Consider the following 21,048-nt stretch of genomic DNA (forward strand, 5'->3'; position numbering starts at 1 on the left):
ATCCGGCATCCTTGGTTGTTGGGTGTTCAGGCACATCCGCTCTCTCAAGAAAGGTGCGGACCGGCGTGGCCGACCGTCTCATCGTCCGTGGCGCTCGCGAGCACAACCTCAAGAACGTCTCGCTCGACCTCCCGCGTGACTCCCTCATCGTCTTCACCGGGCTCTCCGGGTCGGGCAAGTCCTCCCTCGCGTTCGACACGATCTTCGCCGAGGGGCAGCGCCGGTACGTCGAGTCGCTCTCCTCCTACGCCCGTCAGTTCCTCGGCCAGATGGACAAGCCGGACGTCGACTTCATCGAAGGTCTGTCGCCCGCGGTCTCCATCGACCAGAAGTCGACCTCGCGCAACCCGCGCTCGACGGTCGGCACCATCACCGAGGTCTACGACTACCTCCGTCTGCTCTTCGCCCGCATCGGCAAGCCGCACTGTCCCGAGTGCCGCCGGCCGATCTCCCGCCAGTCGCCGCAGGCCATCGTCGACAAGGTCCTGGAGCTGCCCGAGGGCAGCCGCTTCCAGGTCCTGTCGCCGCTGGTGCGCGAGCGCAAGGGCGAGTTCGTCGACCTCTTCGCCGACCTCCAGACCAAGGGCTACAGCCGCGCCCGGGTCGACGGGAAGACGATCCAGCTCAGCGAGCCGCCGACCCTGAAGAAGCAGGAGAAGCACACCATCGAGGTGGTCGTCGACCGCCTCACCGTCAAGGACAGCGCCAAGCGCCGGCTCACCGACTCGGTGGAGACCGCGCTCGGCCTCTCCGGCGGCATGGTCGTGCTCGACTTCGTCGACCTGCCCGAGGACGACCCCGAGCGCGAGCGGATGTACTCGGAGCACCTCTACTGCCCGTACGACGACCTGTCCTTCGAGGAGCTGGAGCCGCGCTCCTTCTCCTTCAACTCGCCCTTCGGCGCCTGCCCGGACTGCACCGGCATCGGCACCCGCATGGAGGTCGACCCCGAGCTGGTCGTCCCCGACGAGGAGAAGTCCCTCGACGAGGGCGCCATCCACCCGTGGTCGCACGGCCACACCAGGGAGTACTTCGGCCGGCTCATCGGCGGCCTCTCCCAGGCCCTCGGCTTCCGCACCGACATCCCGTACGCCGGGCTGCCGCAGCGCGCCAAGAAGGCCCTGATGTACGGCCACAAGACCCAGGTCGAGGTCCGCTACCGCAACCGGTACGGGCGCGAGCGCGCCTACACCACGCCCGCCTTCGAGGGCGCCGTCTCCTTCGTCAAGCGGCGGCACAGCGAGGCCGAGAGCGACTCCAGCCGCGAGCGCTTCGAGGGCTACATGCGCGAGGTGCCCTGCCCGACCTGTGAGGGCACCCGCCTGAAGCCGATCGTGCTCGCGGTCACCGTGATGGACAAGTCCATCGCCGAGGTCTCCGCGATGTCGATCAGCGACTGCGCCGAGTTCCTCGGCCGGCTGACCCTGAGCGCCCGCGACAAGAAGATCGCCGAGCGGGTCCTCAAGGAGGTCAACGAGCGACTGCGCTTCCTGGTCGACGTCGGCCTGGACTACCTCTCGCTCAACCGGGCCGCCGGCACCCTCTCCGGCGGCGAGGCCCAGCGCATCCGGCTCGCCACCCAGATCGGCTCCGGCCTGGTCGGCGTGCTCTACGTCCTGGACGAGCCGTCCATCGGCCTGCACCAGCGCGACAACCACCGGCTCATCGAGACCCTGGTGCGACTGCGCGACATGGGCAACACGCTGATCGTGGTCGAGCACGACGAAGACACCATCAAGGTCGCCGACTGGGTCGTCGACATCGGCCCCGGCGCCGGCGAGCACGGCGGCAAGGTCGTCCACTCCGGGCCCTTGAAGGAGCTCCTCGCCAACAAGGAGTCGATGACCGGGCAGTACCTGTCCGGCCGCCGGGCCATCGAGACGCCGGACATTCGCCGCCCCGCGGATCCCGGCCGCCGCCTCACCGTGCACGGCGCCCGCGAGAACAACCTGCAGGACATCGACGTGTCCTTCCCGCTGGGCGTCCTCACCGCGGTCACCGGCGTCTCCGGCTCCGGCAAGTCGACCCTGGTCAACGACATCCTCTACACCCACCTCGCGCGCGAGCTGAACGGCGCCAGGTCGGTGCCCGGGCGGCACACGCGCGTGGACGGCGACGACCTCGTCGACAAGGTCGTGCACGTCGACCAGTCGCCCATCGGCCGCACCCCGCGGTCGAACCCGGCGACCTACACCGGCGTCTTCGACCACGTCCGCAAGCTCTTCGCGGAGACGATGGAGGCCAAGGTCCGCGGCTATCTGCCCGGCCGCTTCTCCTTCAACGTCAAGGGCGGCCGCTGCGAGAACTGCTCCGGCGACGGCACGATCAAGATCGAGATGAACTTCCTCCCGGACGTCTACGTCCCGTGCGAGGTCTGCCACGGCGCCCGGTACAACCGGGAGACCCTGGAGGTCCACTACAAGGGCAAGTCCATCGCCGAGGTGCTGGACATGCCGATCGAGGAGGCGCTCGACTTCTTCGAGGCCGTCCCGACCATCGCCCGCCACCTGCGGACGCTGACCGAGGTCGGCCTGGGCTACGTCCGGCTCGGCCAGTCCGCGCCGACCCTCTCCGGCGGCGAGGCCCAGCGCGTCAAGCTCGCCTCCGAGCTGCAGAAGCGCTCCACGGGCCGCACGGTCTACGTCCTGGACGAGCCGACCACGGGCCTCCACTTCGAGGACATCTCGAAGCTGATCAAGGTCCTGTCCGGCCTGGTCGACAAGGGCAACTCGGTGATCGTCATCGAGCACAACCTGGACGTCATCAAGACCGCGGACTGGGTCATCGACATGGGTCCCGAGGGCGGCAGCGGCGGCGGCCTGGTCGTCGCCGAGGGCACGCCCGAGGAGGTCGCCTCGGTGCCGGCCAGCCACACCGGCAAGTTCCTCCGCGAGATCCTGGGCGCCGAGCGGGTCAGCGACGCGTCGATCCCGGCCGCGCGCAGCCCGAGGAACGGCGGCGCGGCCAAGAAGGCGGCGGCCAAGAAGGCGCCGGCCAAGAAGGCGGCGCCGGCCAGGAAGACGGCGGCCAAGACCGCCGCCAAGAAGGCCGCACCCGCCAAGAAGACGGCCACCAGGGCCCGCAAGGCCTGACCGCCGCCGCGACCGGCCCGCAAGGCCTGACCGCCGCCGCGACCGGCTCGACCGGCCTGACCGGCTAGGCCAGGCCCGGCCGGCCCGCTCCAGGGGCGCCCCGATGCGGGGCGCCCCTCAGCCGTCGCCCAGCTCGTGCGCGTACGGAGGCTCCGCGCCCGCCCGCGTGCAGGTGGCCGCCGCCGCCCGGGCCGCGAACGACAGCAGCCGCTGCCAGTCCTCCCGGCCCAGGCCGCCCACCGGCCGTCCGGCCGGCCCGTACCGGCCGTGCAGACCGTGCAGCAGGGCCGCGTTCACCGTGTCGCCCGCACCGATCGTGTCCACCACCGGCACCCGCACGGCCGGGACGGACACCTCGTACGAGCGCGTGAAGACGCTCAGTCCCTCCGCGCCCCGGGTCAGGACCACCGCCGCCGGCCCGGCCGCCAGCCACTCCTCCGGGCCGCCGCCCAGCCAGGCCGCGTCCTCCTCCGAGAGCTTCAGCAGCGAGACGTACGGCAGCCAGCCCGCGAACCGCTCGCGATAGGCCGCGGCGTCCGGGATCAGGCCCGGCCGGACGTTCGGGTCGAGCAGGGTGAAGACGCCCTCCGCGTGCGAGCGCCGCAACAGCGCCTCGTACGCGCTCGCGCCCGGCTCCAGGACCAGCGAGCAGGTCCCGAAGGCCACCGCCCGGACACCGTCCGGCAGCCGCTCCGGCAGCGCGAAGAGCCGGTCCGCCGTGCCCTCCACGTAGAAGCCGTAGCGCGCGGAGCCGTCCGGGCCCACCGAGGCCACCGCCAGCGTCGTCGGCTCGGGACCCCGCTGGACCGCGCCGGTCGCCACTCCCGCCGCCCGCAGGCCCTCCACCAGGGCCTCGCCGAAGGCGTCCGTCGACACCCGCGAACAGAAGGCCACGTCCGCGCCGAGCCGCCCCAGGGCCACCGCCGTGTTGTACGGGCCGCCGCCCGGGCGCGGCAGCAGCGGGGACAAGGGGCCCGGCGCCCCGTCGGGGACCAGGTCGATCAGGGACTCACCGGCGACGACGATCACGTACCGGAACGTAACCCATGGCCGCCCGGGACGACAGGCCCCGCCGCTGCCGCCCGCGGCAGCGCCGGTATCGTCGGTTCGGTCCCCTCTGGGGACGCCTTGTCCCCGACCCGACCGTGGAGCGCTCATGTCCGGCCAGTCCACCCGCCGCACCGTACTGAAAGGCGCCGCCCTCGCCGGCGCCGCCGGGCTGGGTGTCGCCGCCTGCTCCACCGACTCCAAGCTCGGCCACGCCCAGGACCCCACGCCGACCGCCCCGGTCACCCTCGGCGCGCCCGAGGAGATCCCCGTCGGCGGCGCCAAGCTCTACCGCGAGCAGCGGCTCCTGGTGCACTGCCCGGCCAAGGGCCAGTACAAGGCCTTCAGCGCCCAGTGCACCCACGCCGGCTGCGTCCTGGACAAGATCGAGGACAACCACGGCAACTGCCCCTGCCACGGCAGCCGCTTCGACGTGGCCACCGGCAAGGCCGTCCAGGGCCCGGCGACCGTGCCGCTCCCCGAGGTCCCGGTCCGCGTCGAGAACGGCAGGCTGATCGCCGGCCCGAACGCCTAGAGGGCGGAGCGGACCGCGGCCCGGGCGGCCGTCAGGCCCAGTCCCACTCAATGCCCAGGATCCCCGGGCGCACTCCCTGCTCCACGAGGTGCACCGCGCGGTGCCGGCCGCTCAGCGTCAGCTCGGCCCGGCCGCCGCGCGGCGCACCCGTCGACGCCTGCGCGAACCGCCGGCAGCGCACCGGCAGCGCCGCCTCGTCGAAGCGGACCTGCAGCACGTACTGCCCGCCCGCGAAGCTGAACCCGCGCACGTACTCCCGGCTCGGACCGCCCGTGCCGTCCTCGAAGCCGTACGAGAAGACGTAGGTGTCCCCGGCCCGCAGCCGGGTGTCGAACAGCAGCTCCGCGACCAGCACGCCGGTCGCCGCGTGCCGCCGCACCCGCCCCGTACGGCAGTTCTCGGTCGCCAGCACCTCCACCCGGGACGGGTCGCACTCCGGATCGCCCCGGTGGATCGCCAGATAGCGGTCGATCCCGTCCCGGTGCGCCCGCACCACGTGCTGCGACTCCCGCCCGAGCAGCTCGCGGCCCGGCCCGATCCGCACCCGCTCCTGGTGCCCCACCGTGTGCAGCCCGCCGTCCGTCGGGCACTCCAGTTCGGCCAGCAGCTCCTCCACCACGCCGGAGGCCTCGACGAGCGAGCGGTACGAGCGGGTCGCCGGCCGCTCCACCTCGGCGCGGGCGGCGGAGTCCTCCGTCAGCAGCCGGATCAGCGAGTTGCCCGGCAGCTGCAGCACCTCCTCCAGGGCCCGGACCGCCTTCAGCGACTCGGGCCGCTGCGGCCGGCGGGCGCCCTGCTGCCAGTAGCTGAGCGACGTCACGCCCACCTTCACGCCCCGGTGCGCCAGATGGTGCTGGACCCGCTGGAGCGGCAGCCCGCGCACCGCCAGCGCCGTGCGCAGCGCCAGGTGGAACGGGCCCGTGTGCAGCAGTTGCGCCAGATCGGCCTCGGTGTGGCCCACGAGGACTCCTCAGTGAACGTTCACGGCAGGGGAGGCGGAGCACGCGGCCGCCCCGGAGGGCGGGCAGGTGGACCGGGGACGGCCGTTCACACCCGGGTCACACCGTTCACAGCTCGCCGTCACCCCGCATTGAAGCGTGTTGACCCGATCCGGACAACGCCCGATGCTCCTGACCAGCGTCCGGACGCGCTCCTCTCCTCCAACTCCCCACATCCCCACACCGGGAGGAACGCGATGCGCACCAGAAAGGGCCTCGCGGCACTCGTCGCGGCCGCCGCCCTCTTGCTCGTCCCCGCCGTGCCCTCGGCGTCCGCCGCGCCGGCCGGCGAGCACGTCTCCACCGGCTCGACGGGCTCCACCGGCTCCACCGGCTCGACGGGCTCCACCGGCTCCACCGGCTCGACGTACGCCGCCAAGCGGCTGAACATCACCATGCAGGCGCAGCAGAAGACCAACTGGTGCTGGGCCGGCGCCGGCAACACCATCGCCACCTGGTTCGGCCGCGGCTACAGCCAGAACCAGTTCTGCAACGCCGCCTTCGGCCGCCAGCAGGGCTACGACTGCCCCAACTGGCAGGCCACCCTCGGCAACGTCCAGAACGGCCTGAGCTGGGCGGGCATCAACCCCGGTTCGTACGTGGACGGCTGGCTGCGCTACTCCACCGTGCAGACCGAGATCAACGCCAACCGCCCGATCGAGACACGGATCCAGTGGGCGAGCGGCGGCGGCCACATGCACGTGGTGTACGGCTACGACGACGCCAACAGCTGGGTCTACTGGGGCGATCCCTGGCCGTCGAGCGACCGCTACAACTGGGCTTCGCACGCCTGGTACGTGAACAACAGCTCCTTCTCCTGGACCCACTCGCTCTACCGGATCGGGGCGTGACGGCGATGAACCGACGCGACGGACGCAACCGACGTATACGTGCCACGGGTGCGGGTCTGCTGGGCGCCGCCGCGCTCGTGGCCCTCGGCGCCGTCCCGGCCCGGGCGGCCGAGCCGCTGCCGACCGCGCCGAGCCCCGAGCAGGCGGTGGCCGCGCCGCAGACCCTCGACACCCTCGCCCGCTTCTTCGCCCGCGACGGCGCGCTCGCCCGCACGGCGGCGAAGCCCCGCATCGAGGGCACCTCCGTCCCGGTGCGGATCCTGTCCCCGGACTTCGTGGCCGGCAAGCCGGGCGCGCCGGTGGCCCGCGTGGAGTTCCACGCCAGCAAGGCGGTCGCGGCCGACGGGCAGACCGCCTCGCTGTGGACGGTCCGGCAGGCCGGCGGCTGGCAGGTGGTGAACATCGCCACCGGCGACGACGAGCTCCGCTACACCGAGCAGGGCCGGCGGACGCTGCCCGACGGGACCGTGTTCCGGGAGCCGCAGATCGACGCGTGGTACGTCCAGAAGGGCGCGAAGGTGCTGCCGCTGGACGAGGACGCGGTGCGGGCGGTGGGCAAGAACGGCGTGAGCCTGGCGGCGTACCGCGAACGGGTCGGCAGGGCGTACGGGGACAAGCTGCCGGGGTCGGCGTATGCGAGGACGGGGGCGGCGGGGGGATACGCGGCGGGGGCGGCGCGTGAGGAGTCGGGGAGCGGGGTGGGGGTGGCGGCGGGTGCGGGTGCGGCCCTCCTCCTGGCCGTGACCCTCCCCGCCCTCCACCACCGCCGCCGCCGCACCTGACCCCCACCCGCGGGCCCGCCCCCCGCGCGGGGGCTGCGCCCGCTGACGCCCCGTGGGCCTCGCGCCCCGTGCGGGCCCGGCCCTCGCGCGGGCTGCGCCCGCGTGGGGATTGGTCCCGCCGGGGCGGTGCCCACCCTCCGGGCCCGCCCCGCGGCCCCGGGGCCTTCGCCCCGCCCCGCGTGGCCTGCGCCCGCAGGCGCGGCGCCCTCGCCCCGCGCCCGTGTGGGCATTCGTCCCGCCGGGGCGGTGCCCACCCTCCGGGGCCGCCCCGCGCCCCGTGCGGGCTGCGCTTGCTTGCGCGGCGCGCCGGGTCCGCCTCCGTGTGGGCATTCGTCCCGCTGGGGCGGGACGGGTGGGCACACGGGACGGCGCCCTTGCGGGCGCGTTCCGCACCTGCGCCTGAACCCGCACCCGGAGCGCGCCGCACCTGTGGTGCGGGTCAGGGCGCGGAAGCCTAGGCCCGGCAAGGGGCGCCGTCCGTTGTGCCCACCCGTTCCGCCCCAGCGGAACGAATGCCCACAACGGGGGTGGCGGTGGGCACCGTCCCGGCGGAACGCAGGCCCGCAACGGGCGGACGGCGAAGGGCGCCGGCCCGGCGGGGCGAAGGGCCGCAACGGGGGTGGCGGGGGGCGCCGCCCCGGCGGAATGCAGGGGCCCGGCGCCGGCGGCGGGCGGGACAGGGGGCGGGGGTCACTGCGCCAGGTAGCCGCCGTCGACGGGGAGGATCGCGCCGGTGATGAAGGACGCCTCCTCCGACGCCAGGAACAGGATCGCCGCCGCCACCTCCTCCGGCCGCCCGAAACGCGCCATCGGGTGCGCGCCCGCGACCGTGTCGAGATACGCCGCGCCGCCCGGCTCGTCGCGTACCGCGGCCACCCGCTCGGTCTCGATCGTGCCCGGCGCGACCGCGTTGACCCGGATCCCGTGCGCCGCCCACTCCACCGCCAGGTGCTTGGTCAGACCCGTCGCCACGAACTTGGCCGGCCCGTAGACCGCCTGCCGGGCCTGGCCCGCCACTCCCGAGACCGACGAGGTGCACACGATCGCGCCGCCGCCCGTGCCGCGCATGGCCTCGATCGCGTACTTGCAGGTCAGGAACATGCCGCGGCCGTCCACGGCCATCACGTGGTCGAAGTCGGCGGCGCTCGCCTCCGTCACGTCGAGGAGCGGGATCACGCCCGCGTTGGCCACCAGGACGTCCAGGCGGCCGAAGCGTTCCACCGCCGTGTCGATCATGCGGCGGGCGTCGGCGTCGTCCGAGACGTCCCCGGTCACCGTCACCGTCGTCACGCCGTCGCCGAGCGTGCCGAGCCGCTCCGCGTCCACGTCGGCCGCCACCACCCGCGCGCCCTCCGCCGCGAAACGCAGCGCTGTCGCCCGCCCGATCCCGCTCGCCGCGCCCGTGATCACGCACACCCGGTCCGTGAGCCGTCCTGAGGTCTCCGTCGCCATGTCCGGCCAACGAGCGGACGCGGCCGGAGTGTCGGTCCCCGCCAGTAGGGTGGGGACCATGGCCGACCCCTCCAGCTACCGCCCCAGGCCGGGACAGATCCCCGACTCGCCGGGCGTCTACAAGTTCCGCGACGAGCACCGCCGGGTGATCTACGTCGGGAAGGCGAAGTCCCTGCGTCAGCGGCTGGCGAACTACTTCCAGCCGCTCGCGAGCCTGCACCCGCGCACCGCGACGATGGTGACCACGGCCGCCTCGGTGGAGTGGACGGTCGTGTCGACCGAGGTCGAGGCGCTGCAGCTGGAGTATTCCTGGATCAAGGAGTTCGACCCCCGGTTCAACGTCAAGTACCGGGACGACAAGAGCTACCCGTATCTGGCGGTGACGCTGAACGAGGAGTTCCCGCGGGTCCAGGTGATGCGCGGCCACAAGAAGAAGGGCGTGCGCTACTTCGGACCGTACGCGCACGCGTGGGCCATCCGCGAGACGGTCGACCTGCTGCTGCGGGTCTTCCCGGTGCGCACCTGCTCCGCGGGCGTGTTCCGCAACGCCGCCTCCGCCGGCCGGCCCTGTCTGCTCGGCTACATCGGCAAGTGCTCGGCGCCCTGCGTCGGCCGGGTCACGCCGGAGGAGCACGCCGAACTGGCGGAGGAGTTCTGCGACTTCATGACCGGACGCACCGGCACGTATCTGCGCCGTCTGGAGAAGCAGATGATGATCGCGGCCGAGGACATGGAGTACGAGAAGGCCGCCCGGCTGCGTGACGACATAGAGGCGCTGCGCAAGGCCATGGAGAAGAACGCGGTGGTGCTCGCCGACGCCACCGACGCCGACCTGATCGCGCTGGCCGAGGACGAGCTGGAGGCCGCCGTCCAGATCTTCCACGTGCGCGGCGGGCGGGTGCGCGGCCAGCGCGGCTGGGTGACCGACAAGGTGGAGGCCGTCGACACCGCCGGGCTCGTCGAGCACGCGCTCCAGCAGCTGTACGGCGAGGAGAGCGGCGACGCGGTCCCCAAGGAGGTCCTGGTCCCGGCGCTGCCCGAGGACGCGGCCGCCGTCTCGCAGTGGCTCACCGGCCGCCGCGGCTCGAACGTCTCGCTGCGCATCCCGCAGCGCGGCGACAAGAAGGACCTCATGGCGACCGTCGCGCGCAACGCGCAGCAGGCGCTCGTGCTGCACAAGACCAAGCGGGCCAGCGACCTGACCACGCGGTCCCGGGCCCTGGAGGAGATCGCCGAGGCCCTGGACCTCGACTCGGCGCCGCTGCGCATCGAGTGCTTCGACGTCTCCCACCTCCAGGGCGAGGACGTCGTGGCCTCCATGGTCGTCTTCGAGGACGGCCTGCCCCGCAAGAGCGAGTACCGCCGCTTCCAGATCAAGGGCTTCGAGGGCCAGGACGACGTCCGGTCCATGCACGAGGTGATCAGCCGCCGCTTCCGGCGCTATCTCGCCGAGAAGGAGAAGACCGGCGAATGGGTGGACGGCGAGGTCCCGGCGGACACCGGCGCCGAGGGCCGGGACGAGGAGGGGCGGCCCAAGCGCTTCGCGTACCCGCCGCAGCTCGTCGTGGTCGACGGCGGCCGGCCGCAGGTGGCGGCGGCCCGGCGCGCCCTGGAGGAGCTCGGCATCGACGACGTGGCCGTCTGCGGGCTCGCCAAGCGTCTGGAGGAGGTCTGGCTGCCCGGCGACGACGACCCGGTCGTGCTGCCCCGCTCCAGCGAGGGCCTGTACCTCCTCCAGCGGGTACGTGACACGGCTCACGACTTCGCCATCCGCTACCAGCGGACCAAGCGGAGCAAGCGGGTCCGCACCAGCCCCCTGGACGCGGTCCCCGGCCTCGGCGCCACCCGGAAACAAGCGCTCATCAAGCATTTCGGCTCGGTCAAACGGCTCCGGCAGGCGACAATCGAGCAGATCTGCGAGGTCCCCGGCATGGGCCGCAAGACGGCGGAGGCCGTGGCGGTGGCCCTCGCGCAGGCGGCCCCGGCCGCGCCCGCCGTGAACACGGCAACAGGAGAGATCATGGAAGACGACGGGGGCACGACGGCATGACCACGCACGACGAGCACGACCGGCACGACCGGCAAGACGAGCACCACGCGTACGAAGACGGAGCACCAGACATGGACACGGGCACGGCGGAGCCCGCCGGCGAGACCGGCGGCGACAACAACAACGCCGACGCGGCCATCCCCGAGCTGGTGATCATCTCCGGCATGTCCGGAGCCGGCCGCTCCACCGCGGCGAAGTGCCTGGAGGACCTCGGCTGGTTCGTCGTCGACAACCTGCCGCCCGCGCTGATCCCCACCATGGTGGAGCTCGGTGCCCGCTCCCAGGGCAACGTGGCGCGGATCGCGGTCGTCGTCGACGTCCGCGGCCGGCAGTTCTTCGACAACCTCAAGGACTCCCTCGCCGACCTCGACGCCAAGCAGGTCACCCGCCGGATCGTCTTCCTGGAGTCCTCCGACGAGGCCCTGGTCCGGCGCTTCGAGTCGGTCCGCCGCCCGCACCCGCTGCAGGGCGACGGCCGCATCGTCGACGGCATCGCCGCCGAGCGCGACCTGCTGCGCGAGCTGCGCGGCGACGCCGACCTGGTGATCGACACCTCCAGCCTCAACGTCCACGAGCTGCGCGCCAAGATGGACGCCCAGTTCGCCGGGGACGAGGAGCCGGAGCTGCGGGCCACGGTGATGTCCTTCGGCTTCAAGTACGGCCTGCCGGTCGACGCCGACCTCGTCGTCGACATGCGCTTCCTGCCGAACCCGCACTGGGTCCCCGAGCTGCGCCCCTTCACCGGGCTCAACGAGGAGGTCTCCAACTACGTCTACAACCAGCCCGGTGCCAAGGAGTTCCTGGACCGCTACACCGAGCTGCTCCAGCTGATCGCCGCCGGCTACCGCCGCGAGGGGAAGCGGTACGTGACGATCGCCGTCGGCTGCACGGGCGGCAAGCACCGCTCCGTGGCCACCGCCGAGAAGCTGGCCGCCCGGCTCGCCTCGGAGGGCGTCGAGACCGTCGTCGTGCACCGGGACATGGGGCGCGAGTGAAGCCGTACCGCCGGCGCACGTCCACCCTCTCGGTGCGGCGTACGCTCCGCAGGCGCGGCGCCCAGCCCAAGGTCGTCGCGCTCGGCGGCGGCATGGGCCTGTCGGCCTCCCTCGCCGCCCTGCGCCGCATCACCGGCGACCTGACCGCCGTGGTCACGGTCGCCGACGACGGGGGCTCCAGCGGCCGGCTCCGCGAGGAGCTGGGCGTGCTGCCCCCGGGAGACCTCCGCAAGGCGCTCGCCGCGCTGTGCGGTGACGACGACTGGGGCCAGACCTGGGCCCGGGTCATCCAGCACCGCTTCCAGTCCCAGGGCGAGATGCACGGCCACGCCGTCGGCAACCTGCTGATCGTGGCCCTCTGGGAGCAGCTCGGCGACCCGGTGCAGGCGCTCGACCTGGTCGGCCGGCTGCTCGGCGCGCACGGCCGGGTGCTGCCCATGTCCGCCGTGCCGCTGGAGCTCCAGGCCCTGGTCAAGGGGCACGACCCGGCCCGCCCGCACGACGTGGACACCGTGCGCGGCCAGGCCACCGTGGCGCTCACGCCGGGCGAGGTGCAGTCCGTGCACCTGGTGCCGGCCGACCCGCCGGCGGTGCCGGAGGCGGTGGCCGCGGTCCTGGACGCCGACTGGGTGGTCCTCGGTCCCGGCTCCTGGTTCTCCTCCGTGATCCCGCACCTGCTCGTGCCCGAACTGCTCGACGCGCTGATGGAGACCAAGGCGCGCCGGGTGCTCTCGCTGAACCTCGCGCCGCAGCCCGGAGAAACCGAGGGCTTCTCCCCGCAGCGTCATTTGGAGGTTTTGGCACGACACGCCCCTAAACTCGCCCTGGACGTGGTGCTGGCCGACGAGGCCGCCGTGCCCGACGCGTCGGCAAGAGAGCCCCTCGCCGAAGCCGCCAAGCGGCTCGGCGCCGCGGTCGAGCTGGCGCCGGTGGCCAGGCCCGACGGCGCTCCGAAGCACGACCCGGAGCTGTTGGCCGCCGCGTACGACCGTATTTTTCGGATGCATGGAAGGATCGGCCCATGGCGATGACGGCAGCGGTGAAGGACGAGATCTCCCGGCTCCCCGTCACCCGGACCTGCTGCAGGAAGGCCGAGGTCTCGTCGATCCTGCGGTTCGCGGGCGGGCTGCACCTGGTGAGCGGCCGGATCGTGATCGAGGCGGAGCTGGACACGGCGATGGCGGCGCGCCGGCTCAAGCGCGACATCCTGGAGATCTTCGGGCACAGCTCGGAGCTGATCGTGATGGCGCCCGGCGGGCTGCGCCGCGGCTCGCGCTTCGTGGTCCGGGTGGTCGCGGGCGGTGACCAGCTGGCCCGCCAGACGGGCCTGGTGGACGGCCGCGGCCGTCCCATCCGGGGCCTGCCGCCGCAGGTCGTCTCCGGGGCCACGTGCGACGCCGAGGCGGCGTGGCGCGGCGCGTTCCTGGCGCACGGCTCGCTGACCGAGCCGGGCCGCTCCTCCTCCCTGGAGGTCACCTGCCCCGGCCCCGAGGCCGCCCTCGCCCTGGTCGGCGCGGCCCGGCGGCTCTCCATCGCCGCCAAGGCCCGTGAGGTCCGCGGTGTGGACCGGGTCGTGGTCCGCGACGGCGACGCCATCGGCGCCCTGCTCACCCGGCTCGGCGCGCACGAGTCGGTGCTCGCCTGGGAGGAGCGGCGGATGCGGCGCGAGGTCCGCGCCACCGCCAACCGGCTCGCCAACTTCGACGACGCCAACCTGCGCCGCTCGGCCCGGGCCGCGGTCGCCGCGGGCGCCCGGGTGCAGCGCGCCCTGGAGATCCTCGGCGAGGAGGTGCCCGAGCACCTCGCCGCCGCCGGCCGGCTGCGCATGGAGCACAAGCAGGCCTCCCTGGAGGAGCTGGGCGCGCTCGCCGACCCGCCGCTCACCAAGGACGCGGTGGCCGGCCGGATCCGCCGGCTGCTCGCCATGGCCGACAAGCGGGCCCAGGACCTGGGCATCCCCGGGACCGAGTCCAACCTGACGGAGGAGCTCGACGACAGCCTCGTCGGCTGACGCCCCGCCAGAAGCCCCGCTTCCGCTCAACTCGTCGCTGCCGGTGCCTTTCTGAGGCATCGGCAGTGTCTTTTCCGGCGCGCCGCAGGCACCCTTGACAGCCCCATGAGCCACCACGAGCCTGGCGTCTGTTCACTTTCGTGACAGACAAGGCAAGGGGGGCTGATGAGACGCAGAGCGGGATCGATCCTCGCCGCGGCTTCACTGCTGATCGCGGGCCTGGCGGCGGCACCCGCCGCCGGCGCGCGGCCGAACGACGGGAACGACGGGGACGCCCTGCACGTGTGGCGGGCGACCGTCACCAGGGAACAGCTGCCGCTCCTCCTCGACGCCGGCGCCGACGCCCAGGAGCTGAGCGAGCAGGTGCCCGCGCGGGGCGCCGCCACCGTCGAGCTCTACCTCACCGGCGCGCAGGCCGGGCAGCTGCGCGGGCAGGGCGTCGCGCTCAGCGAGCACACCCTGACCGCCCAGGCCGAGAAGCGGGTCGAGAAGGCCGGCGACGGCGTCTTCCGCCCGTACGGCGGCAAGGGCGGCCTCAAGCAGGAGATCCTGGACACCGCGCGGGCCCACCCGGCGCTCACCAAGGTCGTCTCCATCGGCAAGACCCTCAAGGGCCAGGACATCCTCGCCCTGAAGCTGACCAAGGGCGCTGCGAGGACCAAGGACGGCAGCAGGCCCGCCACGCTGTACATGTCCAACCAGCACGCCCGCGAGTGGATCACCCCGGAGATGACCCGGAGGCTGCTCCACCACTACCTGGACAACTACGGCAAGGATCCGCGGATCACGCGGATCGTCGACACCACCGAGCTGTGGTTCGTGCTGTCCGCCAACCCCGACGGCTACGACTTCACCCACGCCGACCCGGCCAACCGCCAGTGGCGCAAGAACCTGCGCGACAACGACGGCGACGGCCGGATCGCCCCCGGTGACGGCGTCGACCTCAACCGCAACTTCGCCTACAAGTGGGGCTACGACGACGAGGGCTCCTCGCCCGACCCGGCCGACGAGACCTTCCGCGGCGCCCGGGCCATGTCCGAGCCCGAGACCCGGGCCCTGGACGCCTTCGAGAAGCGCATCGGCTTCCGCTACGGCATCAACTACCACTCCGCCGCGCAGCTGCTGCTCTACGGCGTGGGCTGGCAGGTCGCCACCGACACGCCCGACGACGTGGCCCTCAGGGCGCTCGCCGGCACCCCGCAGAAGCCCGCCGTCCCGGGCTACCGCTCCCAGGTCTCCTCCGAGCTCTACATCACCAACGGCGAGGCCGACGGGCACGCGGCCAACGTCAACAAGATGCAGATGTTCACCCCGGAGATGTCGACCTGCGCCACCGCGTCCCGCGTCGACCCGAACGACGCCTGGGACCCGGCCGACTGCGCCTCGGTCTTCACCTTCCCCGACGACGAGAAGCTGATCCAGGCCGAGTTCGCCAAGAACGTCCCGTTCGCGCTCGCCGTCGCCGAGAGCGCCGCCCACCCCGACCGCCCGGTCTCCCCGGTCGGCATCGAGGCCCCCGACTTCACCCCGGACGCCTTCACCACCTCCTACGCCCGCGGCGCAGGCCAGGAGGTCTCCGTCACCGCCCGCAAGTCGCTGCGCGGCAAGACCCTCAACTACCGGATCAACGGCGGACGCACCCACCGCGAGGCCCTCGAGCCCTGGAAGGGCGGCGAGACCTTCGGCGGCGAGGACAACCTCTACTTCGACGAGTACCGCGCGACGGTCCAGCGCGCCAGGACCGGCGACACGGTCGAGGTCTGGTACACCGCCCGCACCCGCAAGGGCCGGCCGGCCACCTCCGCCCCGTTCACGTACACCGTGGCCGAGCGGCCCCGCGCCGACGTCCTCGTCCTCGCCGACGAGGGCGGCACTACCGCCGCCCGGCACACCGACGCCTATGTGAAGGCGCTCGCCGCGAACGGCCGCCGGGCCGCCGTCTGGGACGTCGCCACCCAGGGCGCCCCGCACGCCCTCGGCGTGCTCAGCCACTTCCGTACCGTCGTCTGGTACACCGGCGCCGAGCAGCCCTCCGGCCCCGCCCTGCTCGCCGTCCGGGCCTATCTCAACGAGGGCGGCAAGCTGATCAACGCGGGCGAGAAGTCCGGCGGCCTGGTCCAGGTCGGCCGGGCCCAGTCCAACGACTTCGCCCAGTACTACCTCGGCGCCTACCAGCGGTCCGGCCTGAACGGCCCGCCCTCCTTCGCCGGATCCGGCCGTCTCGGCGGCGCCGGCACGGGCCTCGGGGCCGCGGCGGACAACCCGCTCGACAACGCGGGCGCCTACACCGTCACCTCCGACACGCTGAAGCCCGACCGCTTCCCGCAGTTCGCGAGCAGCGCCTCGGCCGGCGAGTACCCGGGCGTCCGCACGCCCTTCGAGCCGTACGAGGGCAGCCGCTTCGCCGCCCTGCGCCACTCCGACGGCACCTGGGGCCGGCTCGCGCGGACCGTGGACCTGACGGGCGTCGCCGCCGCCTCGAAGCCGAACCTGTCCTTCCAGGTCAGCTACGACACCGAGCCCGGCTACGACAACCTGATCGTGGAGGCCCGCACCGCCGGCCAGGACGACTGGACCACGCTGCCCGACGCCAACGGCGGCACCTCCACCGAGCCGCCCGCCGACTGCGGCGAGGGCTACTACGTCCGCGAGCACCCCTTCCTCGGCCACTACCTCACCGTCGGCCAGGACGGCTGCGCGCCCACCGGCACCACCGGCGCCTGGAACGCCTTCACCGGCCCCTCCAACGGCTGGCGGCAGGCGAGCATCGACCTGAGCGCCTACGCCGGCAAGAAGGTCGAGCTGGCGATCTCCTACGTCTCCGACCCGGGCACCGGGGAGATGGGCGCCTTCGTGGACGACGTCCGGCTCACGGCGGGCACCACGGTCGAGACCGAGGGCTTCGAGACCGGGACCGGAAGCTGGTCCGTACCGGGTCCGCCGGCCGGAAGTCCCGGAAACGGCAGCGACTGGACCCGTTCCGGAGCCCTCTTCCACTCCCAGGCGGCGGTCACCACCCGTGACACCGTGCTCCTCGGCTTCGGCCTGGAGCACATCCCGAATGCGACGGAACGGGCAACTCTGCTCGGAACGGCACTCAGTTCGCTCCGACGCTGAATCGAGTGCTCAGGCGAGCACCGGAAATCGTCACTCTGTGTGACTGAAATCGAAGTCCGCCGACAGCCCTTACCGCTTGGTAGGCAAGGGCTGTCGGCCTTTTTCCAGCGGTTTCCGGGCGAGTCAGGCCCCACTCGATGTCACGCGGAGCCATCCGGAGAGGTAGGGTCGTAAGCGGTCGGGGACATCCCAAAAAAGAAGCTCGCCGGGCGTCGAAACCCGGCGTACCTAACGAGGAGATCGGTTCGTGACGATCCGCGTAGGCATCAACGGCTTTGGCCGTATCGGTCGCAACTACTTCCGCGCGCTCCTTGAGCAGGGTGCCGACATCGAGGTCGTGGCCGTAAACGACCTGGGTGACACCGCGACCACGGCCCACCTGCTGAAGTACGACACCATCCTGGGCCGCCTCAAGGCCGAGGTGAGCCACACCGCCGACACCATCACCGTCGACGGCCACACCATCAAGGTGCTCTCCGAGCGCAACCCGGCCGATCTCCCCTGGGGCGAGCTGGGCGTCGACATCGTCATCGAGTCCACCGGCATCTTCACCAAGCGCGAGGACGCCGCCAAGCACCTCGCAGGTGGCGCCAAGAAGGTCCTCATCTCGGCTCCGGCCAAGGACGAGGACATCACCATCGTCATGGGCGTCAACCAGGACAAGTACGACCCGGCGCAGCACGACGTCATCTCCAACGCCTCCTGCACGACCAACTGTGTCGCGCCGATGGCCAAGGTCCTCGACGAGAACTTCGGCATCGTCCGCGGTCTGATGACCACGGTCCACGCGTACACCAACGACCAGCGCATCCTGGACTTCCCGCACAAGGACCTGCGCCGCGCCCGCGCCGCCGCGGAGAACATCATCCCGACCACGACGGGTGCCGCCAAGGCCACCGCCCTGGTCCTCCCGCAGCTCAAGGGCAAGCTCGACGGCATGGCCATGCGCGTCCCGGTCCCGACCGGCTCGGTCACCGACCTGGTCGTGGAGCTCTCCCGCGAGGTCACCAAGGACGAGGTCAACGCCGCGTTCAAGAAGGCCGCGGACGGCGAGCTCAAGGGCTACCTGTTCTACACCGAGGACCAGATCGTGTCCTCCGACATCGTCGGCGACCCGGCCTCCTGCACCTTCGACTCGTCGCTGACGATGGTCCAGGAGGGCAACTCGGTCAAGGTCCTCGGCTGGTACGACAACGAGTGGGGTTACTCCAACCGTCTCGTCGACCTCACCGTCTTCGTCGGCGGCCAGCTCTAAGCTTCTGAGCGGGCTTTCGATGTGAAGCAGGGCTCGGGCAGCGCGATGGCGCGCTGCGCGAGCCCTGTGTCGTGTGCTCCACCGCGTGTACCAAGGAGTCAGAGAAACAGATGAAGACGATCGACGAGCTGCTCGCCGAGGGCGTCTCCGGCAAGCGGGTGTTCGTCCGCGCCGACCTCAACGTGCCCCTCGACGGCACCACCATCACCGATGACGGCCGCATCCGCGCCGTCCTCCCGACCGTGAAGGCGCTCGCCGACGCCGGCGCCCGCGTCGTGGTCGCCTCGCACCTCGGCCGCCCCAAGGGCGCGCCGGACCCGGCCTTCTCGCTCGCCCCGGCCGCCACCCGGCTCGGCGAACTGCTCGGGTCCGACGTGGCCTTCGCCACCGACACCGTCGGCGACTCGGCCAAGGCGACCGTCGCGGGCCTCGCCGACGGCCAGGTGGCCGTCATCGAGAACCTCCGCTTCAACGCCGGCGAGACCTCCAAGGACGACGCCGAGCGCGGCGCCTTCGCGGCCGCGCTGGCCGAGCTCGCCGACGTCTACGTCGGCGACGGCTTCGGCGCGGTGCACCGCAAGCACGCCTCGGTCTTCGACCTCCCGGGCAAGCTGCCGCACTACGCCGGCCACCTCATCGCCACCGAGGTCGGCGTCCTCAAGAAGCTCACCGACGACGTCAAGCGTCCGTACGTCGTCGTGCTCGGCGGCGCCAAGGTCTCCGACAAGCTCGGCGTGATCGACCACCTCCTGGAGAAGGCCGACCGCATCCTCGTCGGCGGCGGCATGGCCTACACCTTCCTCGCGGCCCAGGGCCACGAGGTCGGCATCTCGCTGCTCCAGAAGGACCAGATCCCGGCCTGCCAGGAGTACCTGAAGCGCGCCGAGGAGCGCGGCGTGGAGTTCCTGCTCCCCGTCGACGTGCTGGTCTCCGCCGACTTCCCGGACCTGAAGACCAAGGCCCCGGCCAACCCCACCACGGTCGCCTCGACCGCCATCCCGGCGGACCAGGAGGGCCTGGACATCGGCCCGGAGACCCGCACGCTGTACGCCTCGAAGCTCGCCGACGCGGCCACCGTCTTCTGGAACGGCCCCATGGGCGTCTTCGAGCACCCCGACTACGCCGAGGGCACCAAGGCCGTCGCCCAGGCGCTCGTCGACTCCCCGGCCTTCACCGTGGTCGGCGGCGGCGACTCCGCCGCGGCCGTCCGGCTGCTGGGCTTCGACGAGAATGCCTTCGGCCACATCTCGACCGGCGGCGGCGCCTCCCTCGAATACCTTGAGGGCAAGACGCTTCCCGGCCTCGCCGCACTGGAGGACTGACCCCTTTATGAGCACCCGTACCCCGCTGATGGCGGGCAACTGGAAGATGAACCTCAACCACCTCGAGGCCATCGCCCACGTCCAGAAGCTCGCCTTCGCGCTGACCGACAAGGACTACGACGCCGTGGAGGTCGCGGTCCTCGTGCCCTTCACCGACCTGCGCTCCGTGCAGACCCTGGTCGACGGCGACAAGCTGAAGATCAAGTACGGCGCCCAGGACATCTCGGCGCACGACTCCGGCGCGTACACCGGCGAGATCTCCGGCCCGATGCTGGCCAAGCTGAAGTGCGCCTACGTGGCCGTCGGCCACTCCGAGCGCCGCCAGTACCACGCCGAGACCGACGAGGTCTGCAACGCCAAGGTGAAGGCCGCCTACAAGCACGGCCTGACCCCGATCCTGTGCGTCGGCGAGGAGCTGGACGTCCGCGAGGCCGGCAACGCCGTCGCGCACACCCTGGCCCAGGTCGAGGGCGGTCTGAAGGACGTCCCGGCCGAGCAGGCCGAGTCGATCGTGATCGCCTACGAGCCCGTCTGGGCGATCGGCACCGGCAAGGTCTGCGGCGCCGAGGACGCCCAGGAGGTCTGCGCGGCCGTCCGCGGCAAGCTCGCCGAGCTGTACTCCCAGGAGCTGGCCGACAAGGTCCGCATCCAGTACGGCGGCTCCGTCAAGGGCGGCAACGTCGCCGAGATCATGGCGCAGGCCGACATCGACGGCGCGCTGGTCGGCGGCGCCTCGCTGGACGCCGACGAGTTCGTCAAGATCGTCCGCTTCCGCGACCAGTGACGATGTAGAGCTGCGGCGACGATCCGTCGTACCCTTGCGGGGGTCGGGCAGGTACCCTGTCCGGCCCCCGTCCGTATAAGTCCGAGGAAGTTGGTCCAGCCGTGGTTATGGGGTTTTCGATCGCCCTGATCGTCTTCAGTGCGCTGCTGATGCTGCTCGTGCTGATGCACAAGGGGAAGGGCGGCGGCCTCTCCGACATGTTCGGTGGCGGCATGCAGTCGTCCGTCGGTGGCTCCTCGGTCGCCGAGCGCAACCTGGACCGCATCACCGTCGTGGTGGGTCTGCTGTGGTTCGCGTGCATTGTCGTACTTGGTCTGCTGATGAAGTTGGACGGGTAACTCCAATCACTGGACGCGCGTTGGGCCTTACGTAGACTGGGGCATCTTCGAGCACCATCACGCAGGGAGTTACGACCGTGGCAAGTGGCAACGCGATCCGGGGGAGCCGGGTCGGAGCGGGGCCGATGGGGGAGGCCGAGCGGGGCGAGTCGGCACCGCGTCTCCGCATCTCCTTCTGGTGCTCGAACGGGCACGAGACCCAGCCGAGCTTCGCCAGCGACGCGCAGGTGCCGGACACCTGGGACTGCCCGCGCTGCGGCTTCCCGGCCGGCCAGGACCGGGACAACCCGCCGGACCCGCCGCGCACCGAGCCGTACAAGACGCACCTCGCGTACGTGCGGGAGCGGCGCAGCGACGCGGACGGCGAGGCCATCCTCGCCGAGGCGCTCGCCAAGCTCCGCGGCGAGATCTGAGCGGTC

General features: G+C 72.2%; 17 protein-coding genes. 14 read left to right on the plus strand and 3 right to left on the minus strand.

The window, feature by feature from the left end; all coding sequences use genetic code 11:
- Positions 1–65: 65 nt before the first annotated feature.
- On the plus strand, positions 66–3,092 hold the full coding sequence (gene uvrA, locus ACIGO8_RS21640; RefSeq protein ID WP_399732918.1) for an excinuclease ABC subunit UvrA: 3,027 nt from the start codon (positions 66–68) through the stop codon (positions 3,090–3,092).
- Between the two features lie 117 nt (positions 3,093–3,209).
- Here uvrA and ACIGO8_RS21645 read toward each other — a convergent pair whose 3' ends face one another.
- Entirely contained in the window at positions 3,210–4,121 is a 912-nt protein-coding gene (locus tag ACIGO8_RS21645; protein ID WP_399732921.1) for a carbohydrate kinase, read from the minus strand.
- Positions 4,122–4,248: 127 nt separating this feature from the next.
- Here ACIGO8_RS21645 and ACIGO8_RS21650 point away from each other — a divergent pair, with 127 nt between their 5' ends.
- Positions 4,249–4,674: a Rieske (2Fe-2S) protein gene (locus ACIGO8_RS21650; protein ID WP_399732924.1), complete on the plus strand. Its 426-nt coding sequence runs from the start codon at positions 4,249–4,251 to the stop codon at positions 4,672–4,674.
- A gap of 31 nt (positions 4,675–4,705) precedes the next feature.
- Here ACIGO8_RS21650 and ACIGO8_RS21655 read toward each other — a convergent pair whose 3' ends face one another.
- A complete protein-coding gene (locus ACIGO8_RS21655) occupies positions 4,706–5,635 on the minus strand; it encodes a hypothetical protein (protein WP_399732926.1) in 930 nt (309 codons plus the stop codon).
- A gap of 234 nt (positions 5,636–5,869) precedes the next feature.
- Here ACIGO8_RS21655 and ACIGO8_RS21660 point away from each other — a divergent pair, with 234 nt between their 5' ends.
- Positions 5,870–6,523, plus strand: coding sequence for a papain-like cysteine protease family protein (locus ACIGO8_RS21660; RefSeq protein ID WP_399732928.1), 654 nt, complete (start codon positions 5,870–5,872; stop codon positions 6,521–6,523).
- A gap of 5 nt (positions 6,524–6,528) precedes the next feature.
- Positions 6,529–7,305 carry a hypothetical protein gene (locus ACIGO8_RS21665; RefSeq protein WP_399732931.1) on the plus strand — a complete coding sequence of 259 codons (777 nt, stop codon included), beginning with the start codon at positions 6,529–6,531 and terminating at the stop codon, positions 7,303–7,305.
- A gap of 690 nt (positions 7,306–7,995) precedes the next feature.
- Here the strand turns inward: ACIGO8_RS21665 and ACIGO8_RS21670 are convergent.
- The gene (locus ACIGO8_RS21670; RefSeq protein WP_399732935.1) at positions 7,996–8,817 is read right to left on the minus strand and encodes an SDR family NAD(P)-dependent oxidoreductase; all 822 of its coding nucleotides are present in this window, start codon (positions 8,815–8,817) and stop codon (positions 7,996–7,998) included.
- Between ACIGO8_RS21670 and uvrC the strand changes: the two genes are divergently transcribed.
- From uvrC to ACIGO8_RS21720, 10 genes are all read left to right on the plus strand, one after another.
- A complete protein-coding gene (gene uvrC / locus ACIGO8_RS21675; RefSeq protein ID WP_399732939.1) occupies positions 8,816–10,807 on the plus strand; it encodes an excinuclease ABC subunit UvrC in 1,992 nt (663 codons plus the stop codon). The two genes, ACIGO8_RS21670 and uvrC, sit on opposite strands and share 2 nt — an antisense overlap.
- On the plus strand, positions 10,804–11,802 hold the full coding sequence (gene rapZ / locus ACIGO8_RS21680; RefSeq protein WP_399732942.1) for an RNase adapter RapZ: 999 nt from the start codon (positions 10,804–10,806) through the stop codon (positions 11,800–11,802). The genes uvrC and rapZ overlap by 4 nt, the downstream gene beginning before the upstream one ends.
- On the plus strand, positions 11,799–12,833 hold the full coding sequence (gene yvcK, locus ACIGO8_RS21685) for a uridine diphosphate-N-acetylglucosamine-binding protein YvcK (RefSeq protein WP_399732945.1): 1,035 nt from the start codon (positions 11,799–11,801) through the stop codon (positions 12,831–12,833). The genes rapZ and yvcK overlap by 4 nt, the downstream gene beginning before the upstream one ends.
- Complete coding sequence (gene whiA, locus ACIGO8_RS21690; protein ID WP_030205188.1) at positions 12,824–13,813, plus strand: DNA-binding protein WhiA; 990 nt, start codon at positions 12,824–12,826, stop codon at positions 13,811–13,813. The genes yvcK and whiA overlap by 10 nt, the downstream gene beginning before the upstream one ends.
- Positions 13,814–13,978: 165 nt before the next feature.
- Entirely contained in the window at positions 13,979–16,930 is a 2,952-nt protein-coding gene (locus ACIGO8_RS21695) for a M14 family zinc carboxypeptidase (protein WP_399732947.1), read from the plus strand.
- 247 nt (positions 16,931–17,177) lie between these two features.
- Positions 17,178–18,185, plus strand: a complete 1,008-nt coding sequence (gene gap / locus ACIGO8_RS21700) for a type I glyceraldehyde-3-phosphate dehydrogenase (RefSeq protein ID WP_399732950.1) — start codon at positions 17,178–17,180, stop codon at positions 18,183–18,185.
- A 110-nt stretch (positions 18,186–18,295) separates the two neighbouring features.
- The gene (locus ACIGO8_RS21705) at positions 18,296–19,507 is read left to right on the plus strand and encodes a phosphoglycerate kinase (RefSeq protein ID WP_399732953.1); all 1,212 of its coding nucleotides are present in this window, start codon (positions 18,296–18,298) and stop codon (positions 19,505–19,507) included.
- 7 nt (positions 19,508–19,514) lie between these two features.
- Positions 19,515–20,291 carry a triose-phosphate isomerase gene (tpiA, locus tag ACIGO8_RS21710; RefSeq protein ID WP_399732956.1) on the plus strand — a complete coding sequence of 259 codons (777 nt, stop codon included), beginning with the start codon at positions 19,515–19,517 and terminating at the stop codon, positions 20,289–20,291.
- Positions 20,292–20,398: 107 nt separating this feature from the next.
- On the plus strand, positions 20,399–20,629 hold the full coding sequence (gene secG, locus ACIGO8_RS21715) for a preprotein translocase subunit SecG (RefSeq protein ID WP_030205174.1): 231 nt from the start codon (positions 20,399–20,401) through the stop codon (positions 20,627–20,629).
- Between the two features lie 77 nt (positions 20,630–20,706).
- Positions 20,707–21,042 (plus strand): RNA polymerase-binding protein RbpA, encoded by a 336-nt coding sequence (locus ACIGO8_RS21720; RefSeq protein ID WP_003957010.1) that lies wholly within the window; start codon positions 20,707–20,709, stop codon positions 21,040–21,042.
- Positions 21,043–21,048: the final 6 nt, after the last annotated feature.

Source organism: Streptomyces sp. NPDC053493 (assembly GCF_044544825.1).
In the GTDB taxonomy this organism is placed as follows: domain Bacteria; phylum Actinomycetota; class Actinomycetes; order Streptomycetales; family Streptomycetaceae; genus Streptomyces.

Excerpts from the sequence above, each read along its gene's own strand:
- ACIGO8_RS21650 (WP_399732924.1), top strand. The coding sequence starts at position 4,249 with ATGTCCGGCCAGTCCACCCGCCGCACCGTACTGAAAGGCGCCGCCCTC.
- ACIGO8_RS21660 (WP_399732928.1), top strand. The coding sequence starts at position 5,870 with ATGCGCACCAGAAAGGGCCTCGCGGCACTCGTCGCGGCCGCCGCCCTC.
- ACIGO8_RS21665 (WP_399732931.1), top strand. The coding sequence starts at position 6,529 with ATGAACCGACGCGACGGACGCAACCGACGTATACGTGCCACGGGTGCG.
- uvrC (WP_399732939.1), top strand. The coding sequence starts at position 8,816 with ATGGCCGACCCCTCCAGCTACCGCCCCAGGCCGGGACAGATCCCCGAC.
- ACIGO8_RS21670 (WP_399732935.1), bottom strand. The coding sequence starts at position 8,817 with ATGGTCCCCACCCTACTGGCGGGGACCGACACTCCGGCCGCGTCCGCT.
- rapZ (WP_399732942.1), top strand. The coding sequence starts at position 10,804 with ATGACCACGCACGACGAGCACGACCGGCACGACCGGCAAGACGAGCAC.
- whiA (WP_030205188.1), top strand. The coding sequence starts at position 12,824 with ATGGCGATGACGGCAGCGGTGAAGGACGAGATCTCCCGGCTCCCCGTC.
- ACIGO8_RS21695 (WP_399732947.1), top strand. The coding sequence starts at position 13,979 with ATGAGACGCAGAGCGGGATCGATCCTCGCCGCGGCTTCACTGCTGATC.
- ACIGO8_RS21705 (WP_399732953.1), top strand. The coding sequence starts at position 18,296 with ATGAAGACGATCGACGAGCTGCTCGCCGAGGGCGTCTCCGGCAAGCGG.
- tpiA (WP_399732956.1), top strand. The coding sequence starts at position 19,515 with ATGAGCACCCGTACCCCGCTGATGGCGGGCAACTGGAAGATGAACCTC.
- secG (WP_030205174.1), top strand. The coding sequence starts at position 20,399 with ATGGGGTTTTCGATCGCCCTGATCGTCTTCAGTGCGCTGCTGATGCTG.